Source organism: Rothia sp. HSID18067 (assembly GCF_003989445.1).
Taxonomy (GTDB): Bacteria; Actinomycetota; Actinomycetes; order Actinomycetales; family Micrococcaceae; genus Rothia; species Rothia aeria.
Map to the genome: position 1 here is coordinate 619505 of NZ_RBMF01000001.1, position 16752 is coordinate 636256.

Genomic DNA, 16752 nt, shown 5'->3' on the forward strand with positions numbered 1-16752 from the left:
TACAGAGGATAAGAACACGTGACAGATAACCCCTATGAGCCTACGCCGTCGGGCGGTTACGCACCCGGTCAGGTGCCCGGGCAGCAGCGGCTAGTTGCCATGGAAGAAGAACCCGAAGAAAAAATGATTGAGGCGGCCCTGCGCCCCAAATCGCTTGGTGACTTCGTGGGGCAAAAAAGGGTGCGGCAGCAGCTTTCCCTAGTGCTGGAAGCCTCGAAAATGCGGGGCCGCAGTGCTGATCATGTGCTTCTTTCCGGCCCTCCCGGGCTTGGCAAAACCACGCTCGCCATGATTATTGCCGCTGAGATGGATGCCCCTTTGCGCATCACCTCCGGCCCAGCTATTCAGCACTCCGGCGATTTAGCGGCAATCCTCTCGTCGCTAACCCCCGGCGAGGTGCTTTTCCTAGATGAAATACACCGCATGAGCCGCCCCGCCGAAGAAATGCTGTACATGGCGATGGAAGATTTTCGCGTGGATATTGTGGTTGGTAAGGGAGCGGGAGCCACCTCCATCCCCCTTGAACTACCGCAGTTTACCCTGGTGGGTGCCACAACCCGTGCCGGGCTGCTCCCCGGGCCGCTACGTGACCGTTTCGGGTTCACCGGGCACCTGGAGTTCTACTCCGTGCCGGAGCTTGAGCTGGTGCTACGCCGCAGTGCCGGTCTGATGGATATGAGTATCACCAGTGAGGGGTTCGCAGAGATCGCGGGCCGTTCACGCGGCACACCGCGTATCGCTAACCGGCTGCTCCGCCGTGTACGCGACTGGGCCCTTGTGAATGATGTGCCCAATATTAACGCCCACAACGCGGCAACCGCCCTTGACATGTATGAAGTGGATGAGCGCGGGCTGGACCGCCTGGACCGCGCCGTTCTTGAATCGCTCATCCACAAGTTCGGTGGGGGACCGGTGGGGCTATCCACCCTAGCTATCGCCGTTGGTGAAGAAACCGAGACCGTGGAGACAGTAGCCGAACCCTACCTGGTGCGTGAAGGGCTGATCGGCCGCACCCCTCGCGGGCGTGTGGCGCTGCCTGCCGCGTGGGAGCACCTGGGGCTAGAAGCCCCCGATATCAACCTGTAGTACCGAACTATCCCCCCTATCACGGAACGGTCATGCTGTTTTCAGTGGGGAAAACATCACCGTGGCAGGGTAGTTTCTCAAGAAAAACTGCGGCTGAGCGCATAACCGATAGGGAAAGACTGTGCTCTCGCGTAGGATGGGTACAGTAGAGAAACTATGAACACAGGCGCGTCACCATCCTATGCACCCCGGGTAGGGCGACGCCGGGGACACGTCCCTACAGAGAGGACACCATGGATATTACGATGATACTTCTCGCCGTTTTTGTGCTCTTCATGATCTGGAGCATTTACAGCGGCACTAAACGGCAGAAAGCACAGATGCAAGCCACCCAGACTATGCAGGAAAACCTGCGTGCTGGTGATGAAATTATGACCCGCGCCGGGCTGTACGGCACCATCGTCTCAACCGACCATGAAAACCGTAAAGCACTTGTGGAGATCGCCGAGGGAACGATCATCACCATTAGCCTGGACGCTGTTGCCACCGTGGTGGATGTTGCGGAAGAAGAACCGGTGGAGGCTAAGGAAGAAGCCGTGGAAAGCACCGAGTCCAAAGACACGGCGGAAGACGAGTCACCCGAGAAGCCTGCCAAGGGCTACGACCTCAATTAATAAAGACAATAATCGGGAATAGCACCCTAGAACGGGTGCTATTCTTGCTGATTGAGAAGATAAAAATCTAGTAAGGGGCATACATGGCTAAGCGTTCCCCGCTTACAGCTGCACGAGGCGCCCTCGTCTCAATGGTTTTGCTCATGATTGTGATGGCCGCAGGTATTTTCGGCACCACCCAGGCGGGCGGGTCGTGGGCCCCGAAACTTGCGCTTGACCTCTCTGGCGGCACGCAGATGATTCTTTCACCCAAAGTTAACGGGTCGCAGAATGAATCTGTCAGCCAAGAGCAGCTGAACCAGGCAGTTGAAATTATCCGTCAGCGCGTTGATGGCGCGGGCGTCTCCGAGGCGGAGGTTACCACCTCCTTCGGTTCGGGCAATAACGTGGTGGTTTCCGTTCCGGGCACTATTAGCGCCGAAACCCGTGCACTCATTCAGGCTTCTGCGAACATGTCGTTCCGCCCTGTGCTGGCCTCGGGTTCAGGCGCGGCAACCCCGCAAGAGAGCCGCACCCCGGACGATAAGCTCCCCAAACCGGACGCGGAACCTAAAGACAACTCGGATAAGAACTGGATTACCGCCGAGTTGCAGAAAGAATACGAGGCGAAAGACTGCACCGCCGGGCATAATGAGGATGCTGAAAACCAGGATCCCGGAAAACCGATTGTGGCCTGCTCCACCGACGGTACCGAAAAGTACATCCTGGGTCGTGTTGAGCTCAGCGGTAACGATATTGCAACAGCCTCGCACTCCCAGGAAAGCAGCGGCCAGGGCGTGACCACCGGCCGCTGGGGCGTGAACATTGAGTTTAAAGACCAGGGGGTTACCACTTTCAAAGATGTGACCTCCCGCCTGAACTCGATCCGTGGGCAGAACCCCGCCGACCCGCGCAGCCGGTTCGCTATTATGCTTGACGGTAAGGTGCTGTCCTCCCCAACGTCCCAAGCTGTTATTTCAGACGGTAAGTCACAGATCACCGGTAACTTCACTGAGGACCAGGCCAAAGCCCTGGCCGACCAGCTCAAATACGGTGCACTGCCGATTAGTTTCAGCATCCAATCTGAGCAGCAGATCTCGGCAACCCTCGGCTCTGAGCAGTTGAAGGTGGGCCTGCTGACCGGTCTCATCGGCTTGCTGCTGGTGTTCATCTATTCGCTGTTCCAGTACCGCCTGCTCGGGTTTGTGACCATGGCATCGCTGATCGTGGCGGGCATTATCTCGTACGAGGCGATTGTGCTTCTGGGCTGGGCGTTGAACTACCGCCTCTCCCTGGCAGGTGTTGCGGGCCTAATTGTTGCTATTGGTGCCACAGCCGACTCGTTCATTGTGTACTTCGAACGTATTCGTGATGAGATACGCGCCGGACGCACCATCCCTTCCGCTGTGAACCACGGCTGGAAGCGGGCCTCCCGCACCATCCTCGCTTCGAAGGCCGTGAACCTGCTGGCGGCAGTGGTGCTGTACGTGGTGTCGGTGGGTTCTGTGAAGGGCTTCGCCTTTACCCTGGGCTTGACTGCTATCGCCGACCTGATCGTTGTGTACTTGTTCACTCACCCCACCCTGACCCTGCTGGCGAATACCCGCTACTTCGGTAAGGGGTACCGTCATTCGGGCCTCTCGCCCGAGTCGTTGGGCGCAACCCCGCTGTACCGTGGCGCCGGTCGTTTCCGCAAACCGGATGAAGACTATGTGAGTATCGCAGAGCGCCGCCGCGCCGCCCGTGCCGCCGAGGATAAAGACGTGACGGGCGCCCCTGAAGAAAAGAAGGAGGCGTAACCATGACCGAGGTAAAACCTAACGTCTTCGCGCGGTTCGGTAATGACCTGCACTCGGGCAAACGCTCCTACCCGTTCATTGGCAAACGTAAACTGTGGCTGATGATAGCCGCCGCGCTCATGGCGGTCTCAGTGATCCTTCCGTTGGTCGGTAACGGGTTTAACCTGGGTATCGATTTCCGTGGCGGTTCGGAATTTGTGGTGTCGAAGGCTTCTCATACGGAATCCTCCACCGGGGAGAAAATCGTCAAGGAGAACGTCCCGGACGCCTCCGACGTGCATGTTACCCATATTGCCCCCGGCACTGTTCGGGCGCAGATGAGTAAACTCAGTGACGAAGAGACCCTCAAAGTGAAGAAAGCCCTGCAGGATGCGTACGGCGTCAGCGAAAACGACGTGACCTCATCCTATGTGGGCCCCACCTGGGGTGCTGATGTGACCCGGCAGGCGCTGTGGGGTCTGGTGGCGTTCGTGATTTTCGCACTGATTGGCATGGCGTTCTACTTCCGCACCTGGAAGATGTCTGTCGCCTCCATCGCGGGCTTGTTCTTTACCGTGGTGGTCACCGTGGGTATTTACGCGGCGTTGGGCTTTGAAATCACCCCGAGCGCGATTATTGGTTTCCTAACGATCCTGAGCTACTCGCTGTACGACTCCGTGGTGGTTTTCGATAAGATCCGCGAGAACACCGAGGACATTATGGACCGTAAGGATGCGACCTTCGCGGAGGAAACAAACCTGGCAGTTAACCAGACCCTGGTGCGTTCCATTAACACCGCGATCGTGGGTGTGCTCCCCGTCGGGTCCATCCTGTTCATTGGTGCGTTTATGCTTGGTGCAGGTACCTTGCAGGATCTTTCCCTCTCGCTCTTTGTGGGTATTCTGGTGGGCATGTTCGGCACTCTGTTCGTCTCGGCACCGCTGTACGGTATGCTGCGGCTGGGCGAGAAAAAGATTGTTGGGCAGCGGCAGAAGGTGGAGTACTTCCGCGCCCACGGCGGGGAAGAAGAGACCGACTCTGACAACGAGTCACAGCAGAAACCCGTGAAACGTTCAAAGCCGAAGATTGAAGTGAATGTCGTGAATTTTGATTAGTTTCACTTACCGGCTTTGAGGGTAAGGGGCTAGCATCATCCAAGATGCTAGCCCCTTATGCGTGCCCTTTAGTGCACCGGGGTTGCCCAGCTGCTGAGGGGCCAAAAAGCGTGCGGGCGCGCACCATATAACCGGGCACAGTTTGCGACGTATCGTCAAGGTTGGGTAGCATAACAAACACACAACGGGTTTTCTCGTGTGGATGCGCGCCGCCATGCACAACAAGGCGCCGCGTAAGGGGCCGACGAAGCACCCCACCGCTACCAGGCCAGAAAACTCGCAGGAGGGAAAAGGTAAAAATGGTCGTAGAATCCCACAATACCCCCGAAGACAGTAGTGTGGTTCCTCAAACCGCGCCGAAAAAGAAACCGGTGCGCGGTTCGCACCGTGTTATGACCGCATCCGGGCGTGTGCCTAACCGGCTGGTTTTCGGTAGGCGCATCGCTAAAAATCTTGACCCTGGTACGTCACAGACACATTTCTCGCCCATGATCGCCCCGGTGGTGCGTGCCCTGCGCAAATACCATCCTGAGGAGGACATTCAGGTTCTTCAACGTGCCTTTGAGGTGGCCAATAGGCACCACCGCGGGCAGAAACGTAAAAGTGGCGACCCGTACATTACCCACCCGGTTGCTGTGACAGCGATCCTGGCGGAGATGGGTGCAACCGGCCCCGTGCTGGCTGCTGGGCTGCTTCACGACACGGTAGAAGACACCGACTACACGATGGAAGAGCTCACCGCAGAATTTGGGGAGGAAGTCGCCTACCTGGTGGATGGGGTGACTAAGCTCGACAGGATGACCTACGGTGAGCGTGCCTCCATTGAGACCATCCGTAAACTGGTGCTGTCGATGAGCAAAGATATTCGTGTGCTCCTCATTAAACTTGCGGACCGTCTGCACAATGCACGCACCTGGCGTTTTGTGGCGGCGGCCTCGGCGGCCCGTAAAGCCGAAGAGACACTAAAAATCTATGCCCCCTTAGCACACCGGCTGGGTTTGAACACGATTAAATGGGAGCTTGAAGACCTGTCATTTGCGGCGATGAGCCCCGATATTTACGCTGAGATGGTGCGCATGGTGGGGGAACGCACCCCAAAACTTGAGGCGTTTCTGGAGGACGCCCGCGCTAAAATCTCCGAGCGGCTAACCCAGATGGGTGTTGAGGCCATGGTGACTGGTCGGCCTAAACACTACTACTCGATTCATCAGAAGATGAAAACAAAGGGCCGTAGTTTTGACGAGATTAATGACATTCTTGCGGTGCGCATTATGGTGGAAGAGGAGAGCGAATGTTACACCGTGCTGGGGCATATCCTCTCGCTATGGCCATCAATGACAGGCCGGTTTAAGGACTATATTAAAAACCCCAAAAACAATAACTACCAGTCGCTGCATTTAACGGTGTACGGGCCGGGGAACCTGCCGTTAGAGGTGCAGATCCGCACCTATAAGATGCATGAAGAAGCCGAATACGGGGTGGCTGCGCACTGGCGGTATAAGGCGGCTTCACGCGGTGAGCAGGTGAGCAACGCCAAGCACGAACCCGGCACCCAGACCGCAGCAATGAACGTCGGTATTTTGCAGGCTATCGCCGAAATTTCTAACTCTAACCCCGAGTCCGATAAGTTCTACGAATCCCTCGCAGACACCCTGGATACCGACGAGATTGTGGTGCTCACACCCAACGGTGAGGCTATTGCGCTTCCCTCCGGCTCAACCCCGGTTGATTTCGCGTACGCTATTCACTCTGAGGTGGGGGACCGAACCGTCGGGGCGAAAGTAAACGGCCGTCTGGTACCGCTTCACACGATGCTGCCGACCGGGGTGACCGTGGAAATTATGACCACGAAAGATGAGGAGGCAGGACCCAGCGAAGACTGGCTGAAGTTCGTGCGTTCCTCACGGGCCCGCACAAAGATCCGCCAGCACTTTGCGAAAGAACGTCGTCTTGAGGCGCTGGACCGTGGGCGTGAGGCGCTCACGAAGAGCATGCGCAATAATGAGCTGCCGTTACAGAAGATGATGAGCCCCGAGCTGATGACCCAGGTGGCGCAAACTCTGCATAAGAACGATGTGGCAACCATGTACCGGGCTATCGGCGAGAACGAGCTGACCACAAAGCAGGTTATTGACACCCTCATTGACCTGTATAACGGGGAGCAGCAGGACGAGCCGACTGTTGAGGTGAGCGACTTTGACGAAACCCTGCTGAAGCAGACCCGCAGCGCGGTGAGCGACAACGGTGTGCTGGTGCCGGGGGCTGAGGGTGTGCTCACGAAGATCGCCCGCTGCTGTAGCCCAGTCCCGCCCGACGACATTATTGGCATGGTCACCCGGCTCAACGGTATTTCGGTGCACCGGCGTGACTGCCCGAATATACTGAACCTGGATGAGGAGCAGCAGCCGCGTTTAACGGAGGTTCAGTGGGCACCCACCCCCAGCAGCACCTACCGGGTGCAGATTCAGGTGGAGGGACTTGACCGTAAGGGTCTGCTCAATGACCTCATCCGTGCGATCTCAGACTCGGGCGTGAGTATTGTGGATGCGCGCGTGCACACGTCCGAGGACCACATAGCGGTGGACAGGTTCACGGTTGAACTGGGGGACAGGTACATGCTGGAGCATGTGGTGAACGTAGTACTGAACGTTGACGGCGTGTATAAGGCGTACCGTCTGACGGGCTCTAAGCCGGCGCACGCATCATAAGAGGGTGTTTTTATACACGAACGGGGCGGCTCACACACTCCTGCGGTAGTGTGGTGAGCCGCCCCGATAAGGTTTGCGCTCTTAGGCGTTAGCCTTCAAACCCTTCCAGGGTGGCTGCCCAGGCGCGGCGGGCATCCAGTGCCTCCTGCGCCTTAGCGATCTTTTTCTCATCACCCGATGCCTGGGCCTGCGCCAGCTCGGTTTCCAGCTTGGTGAGGGAATCCTGAATCTGCGCAAGCAGCGAGTTTGCCCGTGCGGTTTTCGCGGGGTCGTTCTTCTTCCACTTCGCAGCCTCGGCACCGTGAATCTCGTCCTGGATTTTACGCAGCTCAGAATCGATGCGGCGCATATCGGCACGCGGCACGCGGCCCGCTGCATCCCAGCGGTCAAGGATCTTATCGAACGCGGCTTTAGCGGCAGCAATATCGGTTACCGGAAGAAGCCCGCGGGCTTCAACCAGTAGCCCCTCTTTCACCTTCAGGTTGTCGGCATAGGCCGCATCCTGCTCAGCTTCGGCAGCGTTACGGGCGTCAAAGAAGACATCCTGTGCAGCACGGAAACGGGCCCACAGTTTATCGTCCTCCCGGCGGGAGCCGCGCGGAACTTTCTTCCACTCGCGCATAAGATCGCCGTAGGCGCGGGAGGTCTCAGACCAGTTGGTGGAGCTTGAGAGCTCTTCCGCGCGGGAAATCAGCTCTTCTTTGGCGCGCTTAATGCGAGCGTTGCGCTCATCCAGCTGGGAGAAGTGCGCGCGGCGGTTACGGTCGAAGGTGGTGCGGGCGGTACGGAAACGCTTCCACAGCTCGTCCTCCACCGACTTGGGCAGGTGGATTTCCCGCTGGGCCTGCTTCCACGCATCAAACAGCTCGTTCATGCGCGCGTGCGAGTTCTTCCAGTGAATCTTCTCGGGATCCTGCTCCACAATCGACTCGGCTTCAGCCACGATCTCTTCACGGGCTGCCAAGGCGCGTTCACGGTTGGCGGCACGGTTCTGCTTCTGCTGCTCAGCCAGCTCACCGATGCGTTCGGTCAGGGCTGTTAGCCGCTGCTGCATACCGGCGTAGTCGCCCACCATATTCCGCTCGGCAATCTGGGCACCGATTGATTCGATACCCTTCTGAACATCGGCGGCGGGAGCGTTGTTTTCGATGCGAGACTCCAGCAGGGTCACCTGCGCCTCAACGTTCTCGAACTTGCGGGCAAAGTAGGCGAGCGCCTCCTCTTCTGAGGCGTCAGGCAGCTGGCCTACCGCGTACTCTTCGCCTTCGACAATGACGAATACGTGGCCGTCTTCAGAGACGCGCCCAAACTTGCGGGCCTTTTCGAGGTTCACAGCAATGTCGTCGGATTTAATGGTCACCGCTATAACTCTTTCACTAGGGGCGTCGTACCGTGTTAGGGTGCGACACCGAGGTTCATGGTGCGCGCGTACGGGGCGGCTTTGAGGGTGCGCACCGTGTCATCAGGATGCGCGCGCATCTATACAGCATAACGGGTGCCGGGTGTTTAAACACACCGTTACACGCCAACCCGGACGCGGGTCACAGGGTGAGATGCGCGACGCCGCGAAGCACACGTGGCGAGCTGGTGGTTCAGGTCGGCAGAAGGCGGCGTCGGGTTCGCTAGGAGCGCATCCTTGTTACTATTAAGAAGATTGTGCCCCGCAAACACTTTGCTCATATAGCACAACCGATTATTGCAACCTCAAGGAGAAGAAACACTATGGCTCGCAAGGCATCGCTGTCTGGTTTTCCGGAGTATTTACCGGCTGAACGACTTGTTGAGAACCACGTTCTTGATACTCTGCGTAAGACCTTCGAGCTTCATGGTTTTTCCTCAATTGAGACCCGCTCGGTTGAGACTATTGAGCAGCTGCTTCGCAAGGGCGAGATCGATAAGGAAGTGTACGCGATCTCTCGCCTGCAGGATGATAACGGCGCCAAAGCTAAAGAAAAGCTTGCTCTGCACTTCGATTTGACCGTGCCTTTCGCGCGGTACGTGGTTGAGAACGCCGGGTACCTGAATTTCCCGTTCTCTCGCTACCAGATTCAGAAAGTGTGGCGCGGCGAACGCCCGCAGGAGGGGCGTGCACGCGAGTTTACCCAGGCTGATATTGATGTTGTGGGTGATGGCGAACTGCCTTTCCGTTATGACGTGACCCTCGCCCTCGTTGTTGTGGATGCGCTCTCAAAACTCCCTATTCCCGATTTCAAACTTCGGGTGAACAACCGCAAACTTGCGGAGGGTTTTTATCTTGGGCTGGGGCTCACCGATACAGCCGCGGTGCTGCGTTCCATTGACAAACTTGAAAAAATTGGCGCGGATGCGGTGGCGCAGGAACTTCAGCGTGAAGCTGGTGCCTCTGAAGAACAGGCTCAGGCAGCCCTAAAGCTTGCGCAGATTCGTACCGAGGATTCATCTTTTGTGGCCCAGGTCCGTGAACTCGCTGAACGCTACGAGGCTGAGCATGAGCTTCTTGATCAGGGTGTTGCCGAGCTTGCCGAAGTTATTGATGAAGCCGCCCGCCGCGCCCCCGGAAAAGTTCTCGCCGATCTCTCTATTGCGCGCGGGCTGGATTATTACACCGGTACCGTCTACGAGACTGTGCTCGTGGGGCATGAATCGTTAGGGTCGATTTGCTCGGGCGGTCGGTATGAGTCACTAGCCTCGAACGGGAAGAAAACCTATCCCGGAGTTGGGCTGTCGATTGGGGTAACCCGTCTGGTGGCACGCATCCTCTCGCAGGGGTTTGCGCAGGCTACCCGTAAGGTTCCCTCAGCGGTGTTTATCGCCCTCACTAATGATGAAGGCTGGTCTGCCGCTAACGATGTTGCCGATGCGCTTCGGGCGCGCGGTATCGCCTGTGAAGTTTCGGCGAACGCAGCCAAATTCGGTAAGCAGATCAAATACGCTGAAAAACGCGGTATTCCCTTCGTATGGTTTATTTCGACGGGGGATAACGGCGAACTGGCGCACGAGGTGAAGGATATCCGTTCGGGGGAACAAGTCGCTGCGGACCCCGCGAGCTGGATGCCTTCAGAAAAAGACCTGAACGTGCGTGTAGTGCCTGCCGAGAGTATCGGCTCATAAAATATTGCGGGTGTCGCCACACTATAGTGCGTGGCGGCATTACAATGGGACAATGCGCACGCAGTGTGCGTATCTTAGAAAATCAAGCGCATGCACCCGGCTACTGTCTATAGTCGTGAGGTGCCTGCAATGAAAGGAATGCAGTGCTTCGCACCCATACCAATGGCGAGCTCACCGCCGCCAACATCGGAGAAACCGTAACCCTCACCGGCTGGGTAGCTCGTCGTCGTGACCACGGCGGCGTAGCTTTCGTCGATTTGCGTGATCGCGCGGGCGTTACCCAGTGTGTGTTCCATAATGAAGACGATTTTGAGCACCTGCGCAATGAGTACGTTCTGCGTGTAACCGGTCAGGTGACCAAGCGTCCTGAGGGAAATGAAAACCCGAATCTTGCAACCGGCGAAATTGAGGTTGAAGTTTCTGCGGTTGAGGTTCTCAATACTGCGGCACCGCTTCCATTCCAGATTGACGAGCATGTTGAGGTTGGTGAAGAGGCGCGTCTGCGTTACCGTTATCTCGATCTTCGCCGCCCCGAACCTGCTCGCATCATGCGCCTGCGTTCTGATGCTAACCGCGCGGCCCGCAACCTGCTTGCTGATGACGGCTACCTTGAGGTTGAAACCCCCACTCTTACCCGTTCGACACCCGAAGGTGCCCGTGACTTCCTGGTTCCTGCACGTTTGGCACCCGGTTCTTGGTATGCGCTGCCGCAGTCACCCCAGCTGTTTAAACAGCTCCTGCAGGTGGGCGGCATTGAGAAGTACTACCAGATTGCTCGATGCTACCGCGATGAGGACTTCCGTGCGGATCGTCAGCCTGAGTTCACTCAGCTCGATATTGAGGCATCCTTCGTAGACCAGGATGACATTATTGACCTGGGTGAACGCATTGTCGAGGCCGTCTGGAACCTGATTGATGTGCAGGTTCCCCGTCCTATTCGCCGTATGACCTATACCGAAGCGATGGAGAAATACGGTACCGACAAGCCAGATCTGCGTTTTGGTCTTGAGCTGACCGAACTTACCGATTACTTTGCCAACACCACGTTCCGTGTGTTTAAGGCTCCCTACGTGGGTGCCGTGGTGATGCCCGGCGGTGCTTCTCAGCCGCGCCGCACCCTGGATGCATGGCAGGAATGGGCAAAGCAGCGCGGTGCGAAGGGTCTGGCCTATGTCCTCGTGCAGGAAGACGGCGAACTGACCGGCCCTGTCGCGAAGAACATCACCGATGAAGAACGCGCGGGTCTTGCCGCAGCAACCGGGGCCAACCCGGGGGACTGCATCTTCTTCGCCGCCGGTGAAGCTAAACAGGCGCGTGCTCTGCTAGGCGCTGCCCGTGTTGAGATCGGTCACCGCACCGGCCTTATCAAGGACGGCGAGTGGTCTTTCGTGTGGGTTGTGGATGCGCCTCTCTTCGAGTCTGCCGCAGAGGCCACCGAGTCGGGAGATGTCGCACTGGGGCACTCCGCATGGACTGCCGTGCACCACGCCTTCACGGCGCCAAAACCCGAGTTTTTGGATACCTTCGACAAGGACCCCGGTTCGGCGCTGGCATACGCCTACGATATTGTCTGCAACGGTAACGAGATCGGTGGCGGTTCTATCCGTATCCACCGCCGTGACGTGCAGGAACGTGTTTTTGCGGTCATGGGAATTGGCGAGGAAGAAGCACAGGAGAAGTTCGGCTTCCTGCTGGACGCCTTCAAATACGGTGCACCCCCGATGGGCGGTATCGCATTCGGGTGGGATCGCATTATCTCGCTTCTCGCGGGGGTTGATTCGATTCGCGAGGTTATTGCCTTCCCGAAGACCGGTAACGGCTATGACCCGCTGACTGCCGCACCTGCACCAATCACGCCGCAGCAGCGTAAGGAAGCAGGCGTTGATTTCAAGCCGAAGAAGAAGGACGAAGACGAGAAGTAATTCTTGTCTGAAAATCCCCGCGCGTGAGCGCTGAGAGGAGAGCGGGCTGCAGCTACACACGGGTGTATGCGCAGCCCGCTTTCGTCGTTTCGGTGCGTATTCGTGTATGGGTTAGTTATTCTGGGAAAAGTCCCCGCACGAAAGGCAGGAGCTATGCGCATCCTCATCGCTGGCACAAGCGGCAGCGGTAAAACCACATTTGCCCAAAGACTCGGCGCGATTTTAGGCATACCGCATACCGAAATGGATTCTTTGCACTGGGGCGAGAACTGGACGCCCCGCCCCAGTTTTGAAGCAGATGTGGATGAACTCGCGGCGCAGGATTCGTGGATTACAGAATGGCAGTACTCTCAGGTACGTGAGCGTCTTCTAGAGCGTGCTGATACCGTCATTTACCTGCATTATCCGAGATGGTTTGTTGAGCAGCGAGTTATTCGAAGAACCCTGCACCGGGCAGTGACCCGTAAAAAACTCTGGGCGGGAAATACTGAGCCGCCCCTGTGGAGCGTTTTTACCGACCCCGAAAATATGATTCGCTACACCTGGATTAGTTACCCTAAATATGAGCCTCTGATGGCCGAAGCACGCAGGAATCACCCTGACAAACGATATATAGAATTCCAAGCACCTCGTGAGGCAGAGAAATTTCTGCAGGCGGTACGGATTCGCGGAAATATCTGAATATTTTAGAAATACCGAAAGGCAGAGCAACCCATGCGAGTTATTTTGCAGCGTGTAAGCCGCGCATCCGTGCGTGTAGAGAATAAAATCGTTGGGGCGATTGAAGAAACCGGGTATCTTGCACTCGTCGGTATTACCCATGAGGACGGCGAGGCCCAACTGGCTAAAATGGCGGATAAGACCGCTAACCTGCGCCTTTTTGAGGGCGAAAAATCCGCGCTTGAGATTAATGCGCCCATTCTTGCCATTAGTCAATTCACGCTCTACGGAGATGCGAAAAAAGGCAGGCGCCCGTCGTGGTCGAAAGCGGCTCCGGGCGCTGTCAGCGAGCCGCTTTTTGAGGCTTTTGCCCAGAAGCTCCGTGATACAGGGCTCCGTGTTGAAACAGGAGTTTTCGGTGCCGATATGCAGGTTGAACTCGTTAATGACGGACCGGTAACCCTCATTCTCGATAGCGAAACCCTCTAGATACCGCGTGTAGGCACGGTAGAGTTGAAGCATGGCAGATTCGCTTTTTGACCTTGGCCTTCCCGATGACGAGGACCGCGTCAAGTTTATAGCACCCACCCCCGCCAGTGCGCGTTCCAGCGCCCCGCTGGCGGTGCGGATGCGTCCGCAGAACGTGGATGAGGTGCTTGGGCAGGCGCATCTGCTGAACCCGGGGTCGCCTCTGCGGGTACTCGCCGGAGCAGATCATGCCGGGCCAGCCGGGCCCGCATCCGTTATTCTGTACGGCCCTCCCGGCACTGGGAAAACTACGCTGGCGCATGTGATTGCCCGTGCGCCGGGGCGTAAATTCGTCGAACTTTCCGCTATTACCGCCGGAGTTAAAGACGTTCGCGCTGTTATGGACCAGGCGCTGTTAGACCGTGACATGTACGGAACCACAACGGTGCTTTTTCTTGACGAGATTCACCGGTTTACGAAGGCCCAGCAAGATGCGCTGCTGCCCGGAGTTGAAAACCGCTGGGTTATTCTTGTGGCGGCGACGACGGAAAACCCCTCGTTTAGCGTGATTTCGCCTCTTCTGTCACGTTCGCTTTTGCTTCGAGTGCATTCTTTGGAGCCAGCCGACATTGAGTCTTTAATTAACCGAGCACTCGAAGACCCCCGCGGGTTCAACGGTGCCGCTGTGATTGATGAAGATGCCCGTGCCCACCTTGCCGCAGTATCCGGTGGCGATGCACGTCGCTCGCTAACTTCTTTAGAAGCCGCCGCTGCCATAGCCTTCAGTGAGCATGAACAGGTCGAATCCTTGGACGAGAACGCGGAATCTGGGGGAGAGGTAAACCTTAGCAAGCCTGTGCGCATTACTCTGGCACATGCCCAGGAAGCCGTTGACCGTGCTGCCGTTCGCTACGATAAAGGTGGCGATCAGCACTACGACGTGATTAGCGCCTTCATTAAATCTATACGCGGTTCCGATGCTGATGCCGCCGTCCACTATCTAGCGCGCATGCTCGAAGGCGGCGAAGACCCACGCTTTGTGGCGCGGCGCATTATGATTGCGGCGAGTGAAGATATCGGTCTTGCCGATCCGCAGGCGCTTCAAGTAGCGACCGCCGCCGCCCAGTCGGTGGCGTTGGTTGGTATGCCGGAGGCGCGTATTATTCTGTCGCAGGCGGTGATCTACTGTGCTTTAGCGCCCAAATCGAATGCGGCATATGTGGCTATTAATAAGGCAATAGCGGATGTGCGCGCTGGGCTTTCGGGGCAGGTTCCGGTTCATCTGAGGGACGCCCACTATGCGGCCGCCGCCGACTTGGGACACGGTGACGGATATATTTATGCGCACGATGAACCGGGGCATGTGGCAGCCCAACAGTATATGCCGGATACTTTGCGGGGTAAGGTCTACTATGAGCCCACGCCGCACGGGTTTGAGCGAACCCTGACTGAACGGCGTGAACGTATCCGTGAAATCCTTGACCGGGCGAACGGTGCAGGCGCATAAGATACGCTTACAATAAATGCATGAAACTGTCGATGCCGCTACCTCCTGTTACCGCCTACGAGCTCATTAATAACTCTGGTAGGGCCAGCATATGGGATGAATATCAAAATACTTATGCCGGGCGGAAAGTCTACTGTCTGGCTCACCGGCCAGCACTCTACTTTAGGGCCAAACCAGAGATACTCCCGGAAGCTGGATTTCTCATAACGGTAAGCGACGGAACATATGAGGCGACCGTGTATCTTATGCACCAGGAATATGTGGGGTGGCATATTAATAGCAGCCCGCTAAGGTATACGGCCACCGGTCAGGTATCCGCATTAAAGGTGGTTTTTGGCCCGCACACTCATGTTTTTACCCCCGTATTCATCACTTCACCCCACAGCCCCCGACGGGTGGACTGTCTGGGGTGAGATGGTCGATCAGGAGCTACTCGCCCACAGGATACTCCATGTGGATGTGACAGATAATATGGTTGGGGTTTTCCGCAGCTTGCCGACCGTTATAGAGATGTTCAGCGTTCCCTTAGATGAAATAGCACTATTCGTGTTCGATGTTGGTCAGGATGATGGTTCTGCCCCGCTAACCTCAGAAGAGGTAACCACTGAACTTCTTCACCCGAGCCCAGGTACGGCCGCCGCATTAAACGGCTGCACCTTTACGGTGTAGCTTTTGCCGTTGAGACCGGAACCGCACGCTAGATTAAACATGGTAATACCGGTACACTTGATGGGTCTGGCAATTTCTGTGACCGCATCCACCTGCAGCTATATCAGGTGCAGGTGTGCGCCAGAAATGTAGCGCCGGGGTACTCTGCCCCGAGCTCTCCGCCCCACCACCTGGTGCGGGTAAACCGAGGAGGCCAGAACCAAACGATTAAAGGGGCCAGCTCTTAAAACAGTTGCGCCCCGCACTATGAAAGGTAGATTGTGGCTAAACACAACCGCACCCGCCGTACCGTGCGTCAGTCCCGTGCTTTGGGCATCGCGCTGACCCCGAAGGCAGAAAAGTATCTTGAGCGCCGTCCTTACGGCCCCGGCCAGCACGGCCGCGCCCGCAAGAAGGCTGACTCCAACTACGCAACCCAGCTGAAGGAAAAGCAGCGTCTGCGCGCTCAGTACAACATCCGCGAGGCACAGATGCGCCGCGCATACCTTGAGGCAAAGCGTGTTGAGGGTCAGACCGGTAAGAACCTGGTTGAGCACCTCGAAACCCGTCTCGATGCCCTGGTTCTGCGTTCGGGCTTTGCTCGCACCATTGCGCAGGCTCGTCAGATGGTTGTACACCGCCACATTATGGTTGATGGTGTTCGCGTGGACCGCCCGTCGTTCCGCGTTAAGCCCGGCCAGCTGATCCACGTTCACCCCAAGTCCGAGAAGACCACCCCCTTCCAGGTGGCTGCTGCGGGCGAGAACCAGGCTGTTCTGCCCGAGGTTCCGGCATACCTGAACGTCGAAATTGAGAAGCTGCACGCGAAACTTGAACGCGCCCCCAAGCGCGAGGAGATTCCCGTGGTCTGCGACGAGCAGCTGGTCGTTGAGTACTACTCACGCCTGGCATAATCTCGATATTTTTCGAGAGTCGGCCCGCGCCGTGGTTTATACCACGGGCGGGTCGTCCCGTTTTAAGCGAACCGGGCAATAAATTTTAGGGCGCGACTTATAGGTATCGATCCAGATAGAGCGCGTTAAGGCCGCCTTGGGCAGCCCGAAAAATCTACCTGCGAACAGGGCGCAGGCGGACGAGGCGCCTAATTTCATTTAGAATAGGGAAGTGGCCGCACGTTCGGTTCCTTTACCGCGCACCTGCGGCCGCCTTGACCGCT

The 16752-nt window shown here is 57.1% G+C and carries 13 protein-coding genes; 12 read left to right on the plus strand and 1 reads right to left on the minus strand.

Annotation, left to right across the window (positions count from 1 at the left end):
* Positions 1-99 precede the first annotated feature (99 nt).
* The 5 genes from ruvB to D8M23_RS02785 all read left to right on the plus strand — a co-directional run bounded on the left by ruvB (position 100) and on the right by D8M23_RS02785 (position 7280).
* Entirely contained in the window at positions 100-1086 is a 987-nt protein-coding gene (ruvB, locus tag D8M23_RS02765) for a Holliday junction branch migration DNA helicase RuvB (RefSeq protein ID WP_023133001.1), read from the plus strand.
* Positions 1087-1319: 233 nt separating this feature from the next.
* Positions 1320-1700: a preprotein translocase subunit YajC gene (gene yajC, locus D8M23_RS02770; protein WP_006887320.1), complete on the plus strand. Its 381-nt coding sequence runs from the start codon at positions 1320-1322 to the stop codon at positions 1698-1700.
* Positions 1701-1783: 83 nt separating this feature from the next.
* Positions 1784-3478 carry a protein translocase subunit SecD gene (secD, locus tag D8M23_RS02775; protein ID WP_126853570.1) on the plus strand — a complete coding sequence of 565 codons (1695 nt, stop codon included), beginning with the start codon at positions 1784-1786 and terminating at the stop codon, positions 3476-3478.
* A 2-nt stretch (positions 3479-3480) separates the two neighbouring features.
* Positions 3481-4572 (plus strand): protein translocase subunit SecF, encoded by a 1092-nt coding sequence (gene secF, locus D8M23_RS02780; RefSeq protein WP_006887160.1) that lies wholly within the window; start codon positions 3481-3483, stop codon positions 4570-4572.
* A 299-nt stretch (positions 4573-4871) separates the two neighbouring features.
* Positions 4872-7280 carry a RelA/SpoT family protein gene (locus tag D8M23_RS02785; RefSeq protein WP_126853572.1) on the plus strand — a complete coding sequence of 803 codons (2409 nt, stop codon included), beginning with the start codon at positions 4872-4874 and terminating at the stop codon, positions 7278-7280.
* Positions 7281-7368: 88 nt separating this feature from the next.
* On the opposite strand, the gene D8M23_RS02790 is transcribed toward D8M23_RS02785, so the two are convergent.
* On the minus strand, positions 7369-8640 hold the full coding sequence (locus D8M23_RS02790) for a DUF349 domain-containing protein (RefSeq protein WP_126853573.1): 1272 nt from the start codon (positions 8638-8640) through the stop codon (positions 7369-7371).
* Positions 8641-9002: 362 nt separating this feature from the next.
* On the opposite strand from D8M23_RS02790, the gene hisS reads away from it, so the two are divergent.
* The 7 genes from hisS to rpsD all read left to right on the plus strand — a co-directional run bounded on the left by hisS (position 9003) and on the right by rpsD (position 16489).
* Complete coding sequence (hisS, locus tag D8M23_RS02795) at positions 9003-10370, plus strand: histidine--tRNA ligase (protein WP_126853575.1); 1368 nt, start codon at positions 9003-9005, stop codon at positions 10368-10370.
* A 143-nt stretch (positions 10371-10513) separates the two neighbouring features.
* Complete coding sequence (gene aspS, locus D8M23_RS02800; RefSeq protein WP_006887192.1) at positions 10514-12292, plus strand: aspartate--tRNA ligase; 1779 nt, start codon at positions 10514-10516, stop codon at positions 12290-12292.
* 66 nt (positions 12293-12358) lie between these two features.
* Positions 12359-12973, plus strand: a complete 615-nt coding sequence (locus D8M23_RS02805) for an adenylate kinase (RefSeq protein ID WP_238693738.1) — start codon at positions 12359-12361, stop codon at positions 12971-12973.
* A 33-nt stretch (positions 12974-13006) separates the two neighbouring features.
* Positions 13007-13441: a D-aminoacyl-tRNA deacylase gene (dtd, locus tag D8M23_RS02810; protein WP_126853577.1), complete on the plus strand. Its 435-nt coding sequence runs from the start codon at positions 13007-13009 to the stop codon at positions 13439-13441.
* 31 nt (positions 13442-13472) lie between these two features.
* On the plus strand, positions 13473-14927 hold the full coding sequence (locus tag D8M23_RS02815; RefSeq protein ID WP_126853579.1) for a replication-associated recombination protein A: 1455 nt from the start codon (positions 13473-13475) through the stop codon (positions 14925-14927).
* A gap of 333 nt (positions 14928-15260) precedes the next feature.
* On the plus strand, positions 15261-15596 hold the full coding sequence (locus tag D8M23_RS02820; RefSeq protein ID WP_126853580.1) for a hypothetical protein: 336 nt from the start codon (positions 15261-15263) through the stop codon (positions 15594-15596).
* Positions 15597-15856: 260 nt separating this feature from the next.
* A complete protein-coding gene (gene rpsD, locus D8M23_RS02825) occupies positions 15857-16489 on the plus strand; it encodes a 30S ribosomal protein S4 (protein WP_037233535.1) in 633 nt (210 codons plus the stop codon).
* Positions 16490-16752 lie beyond the last annotated feature (263 nt).

Coding starts and splice junctions, on each gene's coding strand:
- D8M23_RS02815 (WP_126853579.1), top strand. CDS start 13,473: ATGGCAGATTCGCTTTTTGACCTTGGCCTTCCCGATGACGAGGACCGC.
- D8M23_RS02805 (WP_238693738.1), top strand. CDS start 12,359: ATGCGCAGCCCGCTTTCGTCGTTTCGGTGCGTATTCGTGTATGGGTTA.
- D8M23_RS02785 (WP_126853572.1), top strand. CDS start 4,872: ATGGTCGTAGAATCCCACAATACCCCCGAAGACAGTAGTGTGGTTCCT.
- ruvB (WP_023133001.1), top strand. CDS start 100: ATGGAAGAAGAACCCGAAGAAAAAATGATTGAGGCGGCCCTGCGCCCC.
- yajC (WP_006887320.1), top strand. CDS start 1,320: ATGGATATTACGATGATACTTCTCGCCGTTTTTGTGCTCTTCATGATC.
- secD (WP_126853570.1), top strand. CDS start 1,784: ATGGCTAAGCGTTCCCCGCTTACAGCTGCACGAGGCGCCCTCGTCTCA.
- dtd (WP_126853577.1), top strand. CDS start 13,007: ATGCGAGTTATTTTGCAGCGTGTAAGCCGCGCATCCGTGCGTGTAGAG.
- hisS (WP_126853575.1), top strand. CDS start 9,003: ATGGCTCGCAAGGCATCGCTGTCTGGTTTTCCGGAGTATTTACCGGCT.
- secF (WP_006887160.1), top strand. CDS start 3,481: ATGACCGAGGTAAAACCTAACGTCTTCGCGCGGTTCGGTAATGACCTG.